Source organism: Microbispora sp. H10670, assembly GCF_014161385.1.
Taxonomy (GTDB): Bacteria; Actinomycetota; Actinomycetes; order Streptosporangiales; family Streptosporangiaceae; genus Microbispora; species Microbispora triticiradicis.
The window spans coordinates 90,060-106,075 of sequence record NZ_JABBWW010000008.1 but is presented as its reverse complement, the minus strand read 5'-3'; the positions used below and the strand labels follow the sequence as shown (position 1 = coordinate 106,075).

Genomic DNA, 16,016 nt, shown 5'->3' with positions numbered 1-16,016 from the left:
TGTGGTGGGGCAAGCTGAGGGCGTGAGTGTCGTCGTATCTCCGGATGACGTCGGAGTCCCACGGGCGCAGGCCGGCCCCACTCCGCAGCACCTGCTCACGACCCTGCTCGGTGAGTATCTCGACTCCTCGGATGCCGATCTTCCGTCGATGGCGGTGGTCGCGATCCTCGGGGAGTTCGGTATCAGCGAGTCCAGCGCGCGGGCCGCGTTGTCCCGGCTGACCAAGCGTGGCCTGATCGCCGTACGGGGGTCGGGGCGGCCGCCGGTGTATCACCTCACGCCCGCGGCGATCGCCAGGCACCGGTCCCGGATGGATCATTTCCTGAGCTTCGGCGCGCGCCCGCCGCAGTGGACCGGGGAGTGGGTGACCGTCTCCTTCTCGGTCCCCCAGTCCGGCCAAGGCCAGGCCCCGCGGCACGCGGTCCGCAAGGCTTTGGGGTCGCTGGGTTTCGCGCGGCTGTACGACAGCGTGTGGATCCGGCCGGGATCCGATTCAGGTCCGGTGACCCGAGCGCTCCACGACGTTCTGGACGGGGTCGAAGGTAGCCGTTGGTCGGTGACGCGCGCCCGGTTCGAGGAGGAGGCCGGCCCGCACGGTCCGGCCGCCGCCTACGATCTGGCCGGTCTCGCCGCTGCTTATGAGGGTTTCATCGCGCGATACTCCGATTTGCGGGTGGCCGTGCGCAACGGGGAGGTCGACGCGGCCCGGGCGCTGGTGGCCCGGACCTCGGTCATGGATTCCTGGCGGAAATTTCCGGACATCGACCCGAACCTCCCCGAGCACCTCCTGCCGGAACCGTGGCCCTGCCAGGCCGCCAGGACCCTCATGCTGGAGATCCATTCCGCTCTCGGCTCGCTCGCCGAGGCGCGGCTCGTTCAGGTGGCGACCCCGTACTGGCCGGACGCCGCGTCCTGGATCACCCACTTCCAGGCGTCGGAGAACGGCGTTTCGGTCCCGGCCGCCGGAGACGGTCGCAAGAAACGGGCGTTGACACGAACATCGCGGAGCGCAAGGCCCGACAGCGCGTACGGCTGATGCTTCTACAAGGTGCGGAACGGTGTACAGCTCCGTTCCGGCAGTCGCACGAGGGGAAGGGTCTCCGGCTTCCAGGGCGGGTGGTCAGGCGCGAACGAACTCGACGATGGCGCGGGCGAACTCCTGAGGCTGCTCGAGATGGCCCATATGCCCGCTGTTCTCGAGCACCGTCAGGCGGGAACCGGTGATGCTCTCATGGGCGACGCGCGCCCAGCGAGTGCCGCCGAAGAAGTCGTGCGCACCGGAAATGATCAGTACGGGAACCTCCAGCGAACGGAGTTCGTCCCGCACGTCGAACGGCACGGGTTCCTCGCCGCGCATCGGGCCGATCCAGGCGTTCAGCGCGGCGCGCATCGGCTCCAGTTTCTGCTTGTGCGCCCAGTAGTCGGCGAAGTACGCCGGAAGGATCTCCCTTAGGGACGTGGTGTACGCCTCGTCGTCCTGCGCGTCCAGCGCTCGCTGGAACGCGTCGGGGATCTCGCCGGCTGCGGGCCGGTGCGGGAGTCGCTGCGGAAATCCGCTGATGTTCGCCATCGCGTCGGCCCAGAACTCCTCGCCCGTGACCGGCGAGGTGGAGTAGAGGATCGCTCCGGCGACGTGACCCGGGTGATCGAGCGCGTAGCGCTGGACGACGAACCCGCCGTGCGAATGGCCGAGCAGGAAGACGGCGGGTACGCCCAGATGCTCGACCACGTCATGGACGAACCGGGCGTAGGTGTCGATCCGGTAGTCCCGGCGGTCGTCGAGGCGGCCGGAGGATCCTGTGCCGATCGGCTCGAGGTACACCATGGTCAGGTGCTCTTCCAGGGCCGGCGTCCGCAGGTACTCCCAGGCGATGCCCGGACCGCCCGAATGCACCAGGCACACCGGGCCGGTGCCCGCGACATGGAAGACCTGCCGCGTGCCCTCGATGCTGATCTCATGCCTGCCCCGCGCGAGGGAGGGGGAGGTGATGGAACTCATTCGTCATTCCCTTGTCTCTCGGCCGCCGACCGGCTCGTGTGCTCGAACGGGGAGAACAGGCCCCGGGCCCTGACCCCGGCGAGCGGATCAGGGCCGTACGCCGAAGGCCGCGTCTGTCCGCCGCTCAGCTGGGGGAGCCGGATGCCGACTGGATGGCCGCTCGGACCTGCTGGGCGAATCCCCGCACGGTGTAGTCCGCGGGAAGGCTGTCGATCAGCACGAGATCGGAGATGGCGTTGTTGACACGCAGGGGCAGGATCTTCTGGTATTCCGCCGAGTTGTACCACCGGTCGGCGGCGGCGCGGTCGGGGAACTCCATGAGGACGACCAGGCCTGGCCACGCTCCCTCCACGACGCTGACCTCCCCGTTGGCGAGCCACTTGCCGCCGTAGGGCTTCACGGTGGCCTCGACCTCTTCGAGGTAGGTCAGACCCGCTTCGTTCGGGACGTCCCCGGGGATGCGGAGGTGGTTGATCAGGTAGGTGCTCATGTCGAGCCTTCCGTCGAGTGGCTGGGGATCGCTGCAGCGACTCTTAGATTACGCACATAATCTTTCGGTCCGTCCCGTGCGGCCGGGTTCGTGACGCATCTCACGTCGCTCTCGTTGATCCATGGCCGGATCGGCGGGTCTGGGCATGGCGTTGCCCACAACGGCGCCTCGTAAGTGATCGGGTGGAGGCGCCCGGGGGTGCGCGCCCGGAGCTCTGGGGGTGCGGCGGCGCGTATAGATTGCGACTATAATCTACGTCTCACGCGGCAGGCCGGCCCGAACGCCTGGTATCCAGCTTCCGACCCGTTGGTGAATCGAAGCGACGAGGGATCGAAGATGAGTCGAGTATCACAGGCTGAGGCACGGGAAAATCGAAAGCGTGTGGTGGAATCCGCCTCGCGACTCTTCCGCGAGAAGGGGGTGCGCGATGTGAGCGTCGCCGACGTCATGCAGTCGGTCGGCATGACGCAGGGCGGCTTCTACAAGCAATTCGCCTCCAAGGCGGCGCTCGTCGACGAGGCCACAGCCAGGGCCTTCTCCGACATGCTGCGGTATCTGGCGGCCTTGGACCACGACCAGGGTGGTCACGATGCCGCGTGGTCGTCGCTGATCGACTCCTACCTGGCACCCGAAGCACGTGACAACCCCGGCAGCGGATGCCCGGCAGCCGGGTTCGCCGGCGATTTCGCCCGAGACCCTGAATGGCGCGACACCTACGCCGCCGGAGTTCGCGACATGGCCGGCTGGATCGCTCCCGGGGACACCGGGCTGGCGGCCCTGTCCACCCTTGTGGGCGCTCTCCTGCTCGCTCGAGCGACGGCGGGCTCCCCTCTGTCCGAAGAGATCCTGCGAGCAGCGAGAAAGGCAGCAGCTCGACTGACCGACTGACATGGCGATCGTGACCGATGGGACGGCGTTCAGGGGGTGGTTGAGACGGGCCTCCTGATGATCATCCACGCAGGAATGAGCGGATGGCGGGGACGAGGTCGGCGTGGGCGTCTTCGAGCAGGTAGTGGCCCGCGCCGTGATACCGGCGAACCCGGGCGGCGGGGAAACGCCGCCGCCATTCGTCCAGTACGGCGCGGTCGAAGACCGGGTCGTCCATTCCCCAGGCGATCAGTGTGGGCCGGTCGGCGAACCGCGCCAGCGACGCGCCGGTGGCCCGCAGGAGCGGCCAGGAAGGGTCGCCGGGGCGCAGCGGGATGTCCTGGACGAAGCGCTGGATGGCCACACGGTGCTCGGGCCGGTCGTAGGGGGCCAGGAACGCCGAACGCACCGGAGCGGGCATCCGGCGCCGGACTCCCAGCGGGCGCCAGGTGGCGCCGCGGGCGAACAGGTTGTGGCGCAGGAACAGGCGGGTGCCCAGCCGGGTGTCACGCAACACCCGGTACGGCAGGCGCAGCAGGGGACGTACGCGTTCGCCGTGCGGGTTCGGAAAGGCCGCGGTGTTCAGCAGGACCAGGCGGGCGATCCGGTCCGGATGGCGGCAGGCCCAGGCCATGCCGATCGGCCCGCCCCAGTCGTGCAGGACGAGGGTCCACCCGTGTTCCGGGGCGCCTCCGCCGGTGATGAGGTGTTCGGTCAGCGCGTCCAGGTCGTCCACGCGGGCGGCCAGGTCGTAGGGGTAACGGCCGGCGTCCGGCTTGTCCGACAGGCCCATGCCGATGTGGTCGGGGGCGACGCAGCGGAACTCCGCACGCAGCGCGAGGATCGGCCGCCGCCACAGGTAGCTCCAGGAAGGGTTCCCGTGCAGGAACAGCACCGGCTGCCCCGCCCCCTCGTCCAGGTAGTGCTGGCGCAGGCCGTCACGGCGCGGGTGGGCGAACCACCGGGAGGCGAACGGATAGTCCGGGAATCCGGTCACCGGATCTTCTCCGTGGAAAGGTGGGCGGTGAGCCGGGCCAGTCCGTCCGCCATGCTCACCCGGGGCCGGTAGCCGAGATCGCGGCGGGCCGCGGAGATGTCGAACCAGTGCGCCGTCGATGCCTGCTCCACCAGGAACAGCAGCGGTGGCAGGCGCCGCGTTCCCGGCAGCCGGCGAGCCCGCTCCAGCAGCCGGGCCGCCCGCAGGACGGGTCCGACGGGCGCCCGGCGGGTCACCGGAGGCAGACCGGCGGCGCGCAGCAGCAGGTTGAGCCATTCCCCGAAACCGCACGGCTCGCCCTGGGCGATGAAGTAGGCCCGGCCGGCCGGAGGTGAGCCCGGACGCAACCGGTCGAGAGCGAGCAGGTGGGCGTCGGCGGCGTTGTCGACGTAGACGGTGTCGACGGTCTTGTCGGCCTCGCCCAGCAGGCACAGCAGACGGCGTCCCGCCACCAGCCTGGGCAGGAAGTGCGGATCTCCCGGCCCCCAGATGAGATGCGGGCGCAGCGCGACCGCCGTCACCCGCCCGGCCGCGGCGTCGGCGAGGACGAGCCGCTCGGCTTCGGCCTTGGTCCGGGGGTAGGCGGCGGGAAAACGGCGGGCGTACGGCACGGACTCGTCCACGCCCTCCAGGTCCCGCCCGTCGTGGACGACGCTCGGCGAGGACGTGTGGACCAGGCGGGCCCCGTGGCGCGCGCAGGCGTCCAGCACGTTCCGCGTGCCCGACACGTTGACCTCCTCGTAGTCCCGGTCCCGTCCGTGCACGCCGGCCTTCGCGGCGCAGTGCACGACCGCCTCGCACGGGGCGACGGCGGCCGCCACCGCCGCGCGGTCGCGTACGTCGGTCAGGTGCTGGACGACCCCGAGCGCCGCCAGCGCCGGGCTGTGGTGCCGCTGGAGGGCGTGGACGGTGTCACCGCGGGCGGCCAGCCGCCGGCAGACGGCCTCTCCCAGGAAGCCCCCGCCCCCGGTCACCAGGACCCTCATGGCCTGACCGGCCGTACGCGCCGCGCGGCCCACCGGGCGAGCTCGGACCGGCGGATCTTGCTGTTGTGCCGGGCGTCGACCGGGAACCCGGGATGGAACAGCACGTCCCGGAGCCCGGCGGTGTGCGGATGGCGGGCCGCCACGTCCAGGACGTCGGCCGTCACGCGTGCGTCGTCCCGGGATCCCGGCTCGCGCTCCACGACCAGGACCGGGCGCTGCGCGCCGGCGGGACCGACGCCGACCAGCGCGGTGCGGCGGACCCCGGGCACGGCGGCGAAGACGGGTTCGACCTGGTCGGTGTGCAAATCGCCGCCGGTGGTGCGGACCCGTTCCGATTTGCGTCCGGCGAACCAGAGCCGTCCCTGCTCGTCGAACCGGCCGACGTCGCCCATGCGGTGCCAGACGCGGTCGCCGTCGCGGATCCGGGCCAGCGCGGTCGCCTCCGGATCGTCCAGGTAGGGATCGCTGACGGTGGGGGCGGCCACGGCGATCTCCCCGATGGCGCCGGGCGGCACGACCAGATCCGCACTCCACCGTTCGACGGGGTCGTCGCTGAGGGCGATGACGCGTACCTCGGTGCCCGGGAGCGGAGGGCCCAGGCAGGTGCCCGCCCCGGCGGCGGTGGCCGCGGCGTGCTCGGCGAGCAGGCGGCTCTCGATCGCGGCGACCGGCATGCACTCGGTGGCGCCGTACACCGACACCACCCGCGCGTCGTCGCGCAGGCAGCCGCGCAGGCGGTCCATCACCGGCATCGGCAGCGGCGCACCGGCGGACACCACGTCGCCGAGCGTGTCCAGCACCAGGTCATGGGCCGCGCAGTGCCGTGCGAGCCGATCCAGCAGCGCGGGGGCGGCGAACATCCCGGCCACGCGATAGCGCCGGATGTCCGCGACCAGGGCGGCCGGGTCGGCCCGCACCGGATGCCGCGGGTCCATGTCGGGGATCACCACGGTGGCCCCGAACGCCGCCGCTCCGAGGGCGAACGGCGCGAACGTCGACATCACCGGCGTTCCCGGTTCCACCGTGCCCAGCGCGCCCAGCAGGGTGAGCTGTGCGGCCAGGTGCCGGTGCCGCAGCGGCACCCCCTTGGGCGGGCCGGTGGAACCGGAGGTGTACGCGATCAGCGCCAGGTCGTCGGGCCCGGCGGAGGGCTCGCCGGGCCGAAGGCCGCGTGCGGGCACTCCGGACGGCCAGGCCGAGCCGTGGGCCCGCCGCGAGGGAACCGTGACGGACACGCGGACGTCAGGGGCCCAGCCCAGCAGCCTCCTGGCCAGGTGTACGGCGGGGATCGCGACGAAGGCCTCGGGCGCCGCCTGGCGCAGACAGCGCTTGATCGCGGAGAGCGGCAGCCCGGGATCGACCAGCACCGGCACCGCGCGGAGCCGTACCAGGGCGACGGCCAGCGCGCCCAGTTCCGGGCCCGGCGGGACCAGCAGGCCGGTACGCATGCCGGGGCGGATTCCGGCCCCGGAGAGGACCGCGACGGCGTGGTCCACCGACCGTGACAGCTCTCCGTAGGTGGTGGCCGCCGGGCTGCGGCCGCCGACCTGGCAGGCGATCACGTCGGGCTGCTCGCGGAACCAGTGCTCGGCGCGGACGATCAGCTCGCTGACCGGCTCGGCCGGGCCGGAGCCGGTGGGAGGGGTCGCCCGGGTCGTCACCGGATCACCACCGTACGACGACGATTCCGGCGCTGGCCCCGCTGGCCAGGCCGACGAGGGCGACCAGGTCGCCGCGCCGGACCCGTCCCGACCCGACCACCCGCGCCAGTTGCACGAGCAGCGTCGCCGCGACGAGGTTGCCGTGCTGGGCGATGGTGACGACGACCTTGCCCTGCGGTATCCGCACCTGGTCGCAGAACCACCACAGCGTCGGCAGCGTCGCCTGGTGTACGCAGACGGCCGCGAAGTCGTCCCAGGTCAGCCCCAGATCGGCGAGGGGTTTGTGGAAGACGGCGTAGTCGATGTTCTCGATGCCGCGCACCAACCCCGCGGAGTCCACGACGAGCGGCCCGATGGTGGGCCGGCCCGCCCACGGGTCGGTGGTCAGGTTGTCCACAGCGGAGACCGCCGCCTCCCACCCGGCGGAGTACGCGGAGAACCGGTGGGCGAGCACCCCCGGTTCGGAGCCGGCCTCCAGCAGCAGCGCGGCGCCGGCGTCGGAGACGGTGTAGGACGCGGCGACGGTGACGTACTCCTCGGCACTCGCCACCGTCCACGGTGTGCCGGCGGTGGGCAGCTCTCCGCAGCAGACGAGGACCCGCCGGTGACGGCCGGCGGAGATCAGCGCGTCGGCCACCTGGATGGCGTTCAGCACGCTGTTGCAGGCGTTGCGCACGTCGAACACCGGGCAGCAGGCGCCGATCTTGGCGGCCACGATGTGTCCCGTGGCCGGCTCCACCGCGTCGGACGACACTCCCGCGTAGATGAGCAGATCGAGGTCGGCGGCCCGCAGGTCGTTGTCCTCCAGGACCCGGCGGGCGGCGTGCGCCGCCAGGTCGGACGGTTTCTCGTGGGGGAGGGCGATGTGCCGGCGCCGTACTCCGCTGTGCTCGTGGATCAGTCCCCGGGGCAGGTCCAGGGTGGGGTTGCGCTCGGCGAGCCGGTCTTCCAGCTCGGCCGTGCTCAGTGTGGTCTCCGGCAGATGGGCGGCCACCCCCGCCAACCGGGTGTGCGACTGGGTCACTGCGGTCCTCACCTCTCGTTCGCTTCAGGCCGGCCCGCCGGTATGGGGCCCGCACCGGCGGGCGGCTCTTCACGGCGCGGGCCGAGGCGGACGAGGACGCTGTGCGCGATGTCGGCGACGGTGCCGCCGCCGCGCATCAGCTCCATGGGCGGGATGTCGATGCCGAACCGGCCGCGGATGGAGGTCAGCAGTTCGGTGGCCATCAGTGAGTCCAGGCCGTACTCGTCCAGCCGCCGGTCGCTCGCGATCTGGTCGGCCGGGACGAGCATGACGGTGGACAGCAACCGGGTGATCTGCTCGGTGAGGTACGCGTACCCCTGCTCGTGGCTCATCTCCGCCAGCAGCGACGGCAGGTCGGGCCCCGGCTCCTCCGTGCCGGGCGGCAACACCAGCGACAGCCACGGACGCCGCAGGCCGGGCAGGACCTGCCGCAACCGGCCCCAGTCGCAGCGGCCGACCATGGCGACGTCGGCGTGCTCGCCGAGCATGTCCCCCACGGCGTCCAGCGCCCGGGCGGGCGACATCGGCGGGATCCCGGCCTTGGCCAGCGACTCTCCCTGCCTGCCCCGGGTCAGCACCCCGGTCTCCGCGAGCGCGCCCAGGCAGGCCGTGAGGCCGGGCAGGCCCTCCCGGTTCCGCCGCCGGGCCAGCGCCTCCAGGAACAGGTTCGCGGCGACGTACGAGGTCTGGCCGATGTTTCCGACGGTGGTGAGGGAGGAGTACATGACGAACAGGTCGAGGGGGAGGTCCCGGGTCAGTTCGTCCAGCACCGTCGCGCCGGCGACCTTGGGGTGCAGGACCGCCCGGATCCGGTCGTCGCCGAGGTCGGCGAGCAGGCCGTCGTCGAGATGCATGGCCGCGTGGACGACGCCGCGCAGCGGACGGCCGCCGGCGTCCAGGTCGCGCAGGATCCGCCGTACGGCGTCGCGGTCGGCCACGTCGGCCGCGTACGCGCGGACCTCCACTCCCGCCGCCTCCAGTTCCGCCAGCAGAGCGGGCGCCTCGGGCGCCTCGGCGCCCCGGCGGCCGACCAGGGCCAGGTGGCGGGCGCCCCACTGGGCGAGGCGGCGGGCCGTCGCCGCGCCGAAGCCGCCCAGGCCGCCCGTGACCAGGTAGGTTCCCTCCGGGTCCAGGCGCGGCGCCGTCCGCTGGGGCCGTACGGTGACCGGTTCGTCGCGTGGGTCGAAGGACACCACGACTTTTCCGATATGCCGGGAATGGCGCATCATGGCGAAGGCGTCGGCGACGCGGGCGGCCGGGAACACCGTGTGCGGCAGCGGCCGGAACCGCCGGGAGTGGTAGAGGGGAGCGGCCTGCGACGTGCTGTCCGCCATCAGCTCGGGCGCCTTCCACATCAGGGTGCCGATGTCCACGCCGTAGAACGCGATGTTGTCGGAGAACGGGCGCAGCAGCAGGGACCTGTTCTGGTAGATGTCCCGTTTGCCGAGCTCGACGAACCGGCCGCCGTGCCGCAGGCATTCGACACCCCGGGTGATGGCCTCACCGGCCAGCGAGTTGAGCACGATGTCCACGCCCTGGCCCCCGGTCAGTTCCCTGACCTGCTCGGCGAAGTGCAGGCTGCGCGAGTCGAGGACGTGGTCGGCTCCCATCGCGAGCAGCAGGTCGCGTTTGGCGGCCGTGCCGGCGGTCGCGATCACGCGGGCGCCGTGGTGCCGGGCGTACTGCAGCGCGGCCAGGCCGACCCCACCGGCGCCGCCGTGGACCAGGATCGTCTCGCCCGCCCTGACCCGCGCGCAGTAGCCCAGCGAATGATGCGCGGTGGAGAACGCCATCGGCATCGTGGCGGCCTCGGTGAAGGTCATCCCCTCGGGGACGGGGACGGCCGCCCACGCCTTGACCCTCGCGTGACTGGCGAATCCGACCGGTCCCGCGGCCATGACCCGGTCGCCCGGCCGCGTCCCGGTGACAGCGGCGCCGACCGCGGTGACGATCCCGGCGCATTCCAGGCCCAGTCCGTGCCCGCCGAAGACCGCTTCGACGGCCTCGGCGGGCAGCAGGTTCACCGCGTGCATCACGTCGCGGTAGTTCAGCCCGATCGCCCGCACCTCGACCACGAGCTCGTCGGGCTCGGGCTCCGGGACAGGGATCTCCTCCCAGGCCAGCGTGTACGACAGCCCCGGATCGCACACCTTGAGCCGGTAGGCGTCGCCCGAGCCGTTGGCCACACCCCGGCCGGGCTCGCCCGGCTCCAGCAGCCGCGGCACGAAACGTCCCCGGCGGGTGAGCAGGATCTCGTCCTCCTCGTCCGGGGCGAGCAGTTCCGCCGCCAGGCGGCCGGCGTCCTGCGCGGCGTCACCGGTGGGATGCAGGCAGAGCCGGCGTATCGCCGGCCGCGGCTGCTCGTTGCCCAGCGAACGCGTCGTCCCCCAGGTCGCCGCGTCCTCGGGATGGAGCCGGACGCCGGTGAGGCGAGGTTCCGGCAACGCGCCGCAGGGACGGGCGACCAGCCACACCGTGACCGCGACGTGCTCGGGCAGTTGCTCGCAGGCCAGCGCGACGGCCCGCAGCGCCGCGGCCCGCCGGGTGATCCGCTCGACCGCCGCATTCGGCTCGGTGTCGATGGTCGCCTTCGGCTCGGTGCCAATGGTCGCCGCAGGCTCGGCGTCGTCGGCTCCGCCCAGGACGACCGCGATGGTGACCGTCCCGGCGGTGAGCGGGAAGCGGTCGGTCCAGTGGTCGGGGTCGTCACTGAGCGCAGAGTGGAGCACGTCGCCCCCACGGGTTCGCAGCAGCGCGCCCAGCTCGGCGGTCAGCGCGCCGGTCCCGTCCTCACCGGCGAGGATCCACGTGCCGGAGGCGTCCGGCACGGCGTGCACGGTGGCCGGGGCGTCTCCAGCGGTGGCCGGAGCGTTTTCAGCGGTGGCCGGGGCGCCCTTGGCGGTGGCCAGCGTCACCGAGAAGTCGCCGGCCGCGAGTTCGTCGTCGTCGCCGGTCTGGACGACCTCGGTGTAACCGGCCTCCGCCAGCACCTCCGGCCATTGCTCCCGGGACAGCAGCGGTGAGTGCGGGCGCAGGTGCCGGTCGGTGAAGTCCCAGAACTCCTCCTGCACGCCGAGGAACGGCAGCAGGGTCCCCACCCGGTGCGGTTCGGCGATGAGCAACTGGCCGCCGGGCACCAGGAGGGTGGACAGGTGGTGCAGCGCGGCGGGCAGGTCACGGGCCAGGTGCAGGCTGTTCGCCGCGACCACGAGATCGAATCCGCCCGCGGCCAGACCCTGCCCGGCCGGGTCGGAGTCCAGGTCGAGTACGGCGTAGTCGACGAAGTCGAAGCCGGCGAAGCGCTGCCGCAACCGGGGCAACGCCGCTTCGGCCCGGTCGGTGACGAGGTAGCGGGTGCGGTCGGCGGGCAGGACGGGCAGCAGCATGGCGGTGGTGCCGCCGGTCCCCGCACCGGCTTCCAGGACACGCAGCGGCCGGTCGGCCGGCCAGCGCCGGACGATCTGCTCGACCAGTGCCCGGGCGATCCGGTTGGTGAACAGGTTGACCGGCCCGACGTCGTGGAACTGTTCCAGCAGTTCCTGACCGCCGCCGGAGCCCAGGACCTCGGAGGCGGCGAGCCGGCCCGTGAGCAGTTCGGGCAGGCACCGCCCGGCCCGTACGGACAGGGCGCTCTGGGCGGCGAAGGCGGCTCCCCGGGTGAGGAGGTCCCGGTGCAGATCCCGGACCAGGTTCCGGTGCAGGTCACGGTGCAGGTCACGGTGCAGGTCATGGTTGGGGTCCCGGCTGGGACCCCGGGGGAGGTCGCCGTGCGGCTCGCGCGGGTCCCCGCCCGCCGGCGTCAGGCGGAGGCCGCCCTCGCGCTCCAGCAGTCCGTGCCGCTCCAGCAGCGGCAGGGCCGCACGCAGCATCCGCCGGTGGTGCGCCTCCGGGCACGCCTCGATCAGTTCCTCGACGCCGACCGGCCGCCCGTCGGCCGGCCGCGCGCTCGGCTCGGTGCTCGGCTCGGTGCTCAGCTCGGTGCTCGGCTGGGTGCTCAGCTCGCCGAGCGCGCCGGCCAGCGTACGGGCGAAGACCTCTTCGAGCCGCGCCGCGTACCGCGGGTAGTCCAGCTCGTGCCACGCCGAGCGCAGCCGGTCGATCCGCTCGGCCGCGCCGGACAGGATCTCCCCGGGGCCGGGCGCCGGCCACGGCTCGGCGGGGGAGCCGGCCCGGGGCGCGGCCCGCAGCGCCGTCTCGTACCGGGTGACCGGAGTGATGTGGACGCCGGGCATCCGGCGGAGCCGGCAGCCCTCCACCTCGGCGGCGATCCGGCCGTCGTCGTCGGCGACCACCAGGTCCCAGCAGACCTCCTCGGCACTGCTGGAGCGTTCCCGCACGTACACCAGCCCTCGCGCCGAGGGCCTTCCCCACAGGCGGACGGAGCCGATCGCGGCGGGCATGTAGCCGCGGCCCGAGCGCAGCGACTCCACCAGCCACAGCACGCCGGCCTGCAGCGCGCTGTCCAGCACCACCGGATGCATCTGGTAGCGCCCCTGTCCCTGCTCCGGGCACGAGTAGGCGCCCAGCACCTCCCGCTCGCCCATCCACAGCTCGGTCAGGACCTGGAACTCCGGCCCCCACACCATCTGTCCTTCGGCGGCCCGCGCGTAGTAGCCGGGCACGTCCACGCGCGTGCGGATGCGGGCGCGCAGCGCGGCCACGTCCAGCGGCGGCGGGATCCGGCGCAGCAGCGGCCGCACCCGGGCCCGGAAGTGCTCGCGCGGCTGCTCGGCCTGCCGCCCGGCGCCGGCCACGGTCACCACTCCGGTCTCGGCGCAGAGCGACGTCTGCGCGTACACCGGATCGGCGGCGGCCTGCGACGGCACCACCATGGCCCGGCTGATGTCGACCCTGTCCACCTCCACCGCCTCGGCGGTGTCCGGGATGGCCAGCCGGGCCGCGGCGATGGCCATCTCCACGTATCCGGTGGCCGGCATCACGGCGGCGCCGCCGGCCCGGTGATCGGCCACCCAGGGCACCCGTACCCGGTCGATCTCCCCCTGCCAGGTCGGGTCCAGCACCGGCAGCCGCTGTCCGAGCAGCGGATGCTGGATCGTCGGGTCGACGTCGGTCCGCACCCAGGTGTGCGGGCCGCCGATCCAGTGCCGTTCGCGCTGCCAGGGGTAGGCCGGCAGCGATCGCACCGCGCCGGGACGGGGGAAGTACCGATCCCAGTCGAGCCGCGCACCGGCCGCGACGAGGTCCGCGACCGCTCGGCGGACCCGCGCCGGGCCCGGCTCGTCGCGGCGCAGGGTGGCCACGACGGCCGCGCGTACCCGCGCGGAGCCGCTTATCCGGCGCAGGTACGAGCGCAGCACGGGATGCGGGCCGATCTCCAGCAGCACGTCGAAGCCGTCGCCGAGCACCCGCTCGACCGCCGCGGCGAACCGGACCGGCTCCCGGACGTTCCGCCACCAGTACGTCGCGTCGAGTTCCGGCCCTCGGACCAGGTCGCCCGTCACCGTGGACACCAGGGGGACACGCGCAAGGCCGGGCCGCAGCCCGGCGAGTCCGTCGGCCAGGGGCTGCCGCGCCGGCTCCATGGCACCGCTGTGGAAGGCGTAGTCCAGGTCCAGCTCGCGGAAGAAGACCCTGCGTGCGGAGAGGTCCTCACCCAGGGACTTCAGCGACCCGTCCGGTCCGGCGATCGTGACGTCGCGGTCGGAGTTGACCGCCGCGAGCTCCAGATCCGGGTAGCCCGCCAGGATCTGCCTGGCCGCGGTCTCGGGCAGCCCGAGCGCGGCCATCCGGCCCTGCCCCCTGGTGATCGACTGCGCGACGCCGCGCTCGGAGATCACCCGCGCCGCCTGGGCCAGTGACAGGGCGCCGGCGGCGTGGGCGGCGGCGACCTCGCCGACGCTGTGGCCGAGCACCACTCCCGGCCGTACGCCCGCCGCCTTGAGCATCTCCACCAGGCCGACCTGGACGGCGAACAGCAACGGCTGCGCCACTTCCGTGGCCGAGAGCCGGGACCGTTCGGCGGGCAGGGACAGCTCCTCGATCACCGACCAGCCGAGCGCATCGGACAGTTCGGCGTCGACCGCTTCCACGGCCGAGCGGAAGTCGTCGTCGGACAGCAGGTCGGCGCCCATCCCGGCCCACTGAGAACCGTTGCCGGAGAACGCGAACGCCACCCGCCCGTGCTCCACCGCCTCCGACTCCGCCACCGCCGCGTCCCCGGCGCCGAGCCGCCTGCCCGCACCCGGCCCACCGGATTCACCCGACGCGCTCGCGGGGGCGGCCGGCTCCGAAGCGTCCACCAGGCTCGCCAGCGCCCCTGCCGCCGCCTCCGCGGTGCCGGCCAGCACCACGGCGCGATGCCGGTGGCCGCCACGCCGCCGGGTCGCGGTGTGGGCCACGTCGTAGAAGTCCCGTTCGTCGAGTGACGCCAGGTGGGCGGCGGTCCGTTCCACGGCTTCCCGCAGCGCCGGCCGGCTGCGCGCGGACACGACGACGGGCAGCGCTCCTGTGGGGGGTGCCGGTGCCTCGCGGGGGGCGGCCGGTGCTTTGAGGGGAGCGGGTGGCGCGGCCAGCGCCACATGGGCGTTGGCGCCCCCGAATCCGAAGGAGTTGATACCGATCACGGGCCGCTCGCCTGCCGCGTCCAGTGGCCGCGACTCGGTGGCGACGCTCAGCCCCAGGGCGTCGAAGTCGATGCGGGGGTTGAGCGTGGCGGCGTGCAGCGAGGGCGGGATCACCCGGTGCCGGAGCACCAGCAGGGCCTTGAACAGCCCCGGCATGCCGGAGGCGGGTTCCAGGTGCCCCAGGTTGGTCTTCACCGAGCCGATGGGCAGGGCTCCGCGCGTACGCCGGTTGCCCAGCGCCCGCCCGAGCGCCTGACACTCGGCCGGATCACCGGCCTGGGTGCCGGTGCCGTGCGCCTCCACGTACGCGATCTCGTCGGGACTCACGCCCGCTGTGGTGTACACCTGCCGTAACAGGGCCTCCTGCGCGTCGGCGTTCGGCAGCGCCAGCCCTCTGGTGTGGCCGTCGTTGTTGGTGGCGGCGCCGACGATGACGCCGTGGACCCGGTCCCCGTCGGCGAGCGCGTCGGCCAGGCGCTTGAGCACCACCACACCGCCGCCCTCCGCGCGTACGAACCCGTCGGCGTCGGCGGAGAAGGCCCGGCACCGGCCGGTCGGCGACAGCATCGACGCCTGACTGAAACCGATGAAGGGGCCCGGGCTGAGCAGCAGGTTGACCCCGCCGGCCAGGGCCACCCGGCTGGAGCCCTCCGCGAGTGACCGCCAGGCACGCTCCACGGCCGTCAGTGACGAGGAACAGGCGGTGTCGATGCTCATGCTCGGCCCGCGCAGGTCGAAGAAGTGCGACAGCCGGTTGGCCGCGATGGACAGCGTTCCCCCCGACATCGAGTACGGGCCCAGGCCGCCCGGCTCCAGCGCCTGCATCGTGCCGTAGGCCGGATCGGAGATGCCGACGAACACGCCGGTGTCCGTGCCCGCGAGCACCGCCGGGTCGATGCCCGCGTCGTCCAGGGCCTCGACCGCCATCTCCAGCAGCAGCCGCTGCTGCGGGTCCATCGAGGCGGCCTCTTTGGGGGAGATGCCGAAGTAGGCGGCGTCGAAGGCGGTGACGTCCCCGTCGAGGAAGCCTCCGGCCCGGGTGTAACTCCTGTTCGGCCTCGGCGTGACCTCGTCGACGAACCGATCGGCCTCGAACCTGCTGGGCGGAATCCGGCCGACCAGATCGGCGCCCTGCCGCAGCGCCTGCCACAGCCCGTCCAGGTCCACGATCCCACCGGGCAGGCGGCATCCCACGCCCACCACCGCCACCGCGTGCTCCGGCCAGGCCTGTTCCGCTGTCGGGTCGTCCGCGCTCATGTCGCCCTTCCTGCTCAGGTCCACCACGACTCGGCACTTCGCCGGTCGGCTCGCTGTCTCGGCCAGGGTCCACCGTGTCTGACGTGCGCACCTGACACAGGCCAGGCGGATTCGTCACCATGTCACCACAACTGGTGGTATGTGCCTAGGT

General features: G+C 72.9%; 9 protein-coding genes. 2 read left to right on the top strand and 7 right to left on the bottom strand.

Annotation, left to right across the window (positions count from 1 at the left end; translation table 11 throughout):
• Positions 1-22: 22 nt before the first annotated feature.
• A complete protein-coding gene (locus tag HHX33_RS14110) occupies positions 23-1,036 on the top strand; it encodes a PaaX family transcriptional regulator C-terminal domain-containing protein (RefSeq protein WP_182875156.1) in 1,014 nt (337 codons plus the stop codon).
• 84 nt (positions 1,037-1,120) lie between these two features.
• Here HHX33_RS14110 and HHX33_RS14105 read toward each other — a convergent pair whose 3' ends face one another.
• Complete coding sequence (locus tag HHX33_RS14105; RefSeq protein ID WP_182874989.1) at positions 1,121-1,999, bottom strand: alpha/beta fold hydrolase; 879 nt, start codon at positions 1,997-1,999, stop codon at positions 1,121-1,123.
• A gap of 124 nt (positions 2,000-2,123) precedes the next feature.
• Entirely contained in the window at positions 2,124-2,489 is a 366-nt protein-coding gene (locus tag HHX33_RS14100) for a DUF1330 domain-containing protein (RefSeq protein WP_111699153.1), read from the bottom strand.
• Positions 2,490-2,825: 336 nt separating this feature from the next.
• On the opposite strand from HHX33_RS14100, the gene HHX33_RS14095 reads away from it, so the two are divergent.
• Positions 2,826-3,377 carry a TetR/AcrR family transcriptional regulator gene (locus HHX33_RS14095; RefSeq protein ID WP_182874988.1) on the top strand — a complete coding sequence of 184 codons (552 nt, stop codon included), beginning with the start codon at positions 2,826-2,828 and terminating at the stop codon, positions 3,375-3,377.
• A 61-nt stretch (positions 3,378-3,438) separates the two neighbouring features.
• Here HHX33_RS14095 and HHX33_RS14090 read toward each other — a convergent pair whose 3' ends face one another.
• The 5 genes from HHX33_RS14090 to HHX33_RS14070 are packed head-to-tail and all read right to left on the bottom strand — an operon-like array spanning position 3,439 to position 15,865.
• Positions 3,439-4,353 carry an alpha/beta fold hydrolase gene (locus tag HHX33_RS14090; RefSeq protein WP_182874987.1) on the bottom strand — a complete coding sequence of 305 codons (915 nt, stop codon included), beginning with the start codon at positions 4,351-4,353 and terminating at the stop codon, positions 3,439-3,441.
• Entirely contained in the window at positions 4,350-5,339 is a 990-nt protein-coding gene (locus HHX33_RS14085; RefSeq protein ID WP_182874986.1) for an NAD-dependent epimerase/dehydratase family protein, read from the bottom strand. The genes HHX33_RS14090 and HHX33_RS14085 overlap by 4 nt, the downstream gene beginning before the upstream one ends.
• Positions 5,336-7,000: a fatty acid CoA ligase family protein gene (locus HHX33_RS14080; protein WP_220501808.1), complete on the bottom strand. Its 1,665-nt coding sequence runs from the start codon at positions 6,998-7,000 to the stop codon at positions 5,336-5,338. Before HHX33_RS14080 ends, HHX33_RS14085 begins: the two co-directional genes overlap by 4 nt.
• Positions 7,001-7,004: 4 nt before the next feature.
• Positions 7,005-8,036 carry a 3-oxoacyl-ACP synthase III family protein gene (locus HHX33_RS14075; RefSeq protein WP_208868257.1) on the bottom strand — a complete coding sequence of 344 codons (1,032 nt, stop codon included), beginning with the start codon at positions 8,034-8,036 and terminating at the stop codon, positions 7,005-7,007.
• The gene (locus tag HHX33_RS14070) at positions 8,033-15,865 is read right to left on the bottom strand and encodes a type I polyketide synthase (RefSeq protein ID WP_182874985.1); all 7,833 of its coding nucleotides are present in this window, start codon (positions 15,863-15,865) and stop codon (positions 8,033-8,035) included. Before HHX33_RS14070 ends, HHX33_RS14075 begins: the two co-directional genes overlap by 4 nt.
• Positions 15,866-16,016 lie beyond the last annotated feature (151 nt).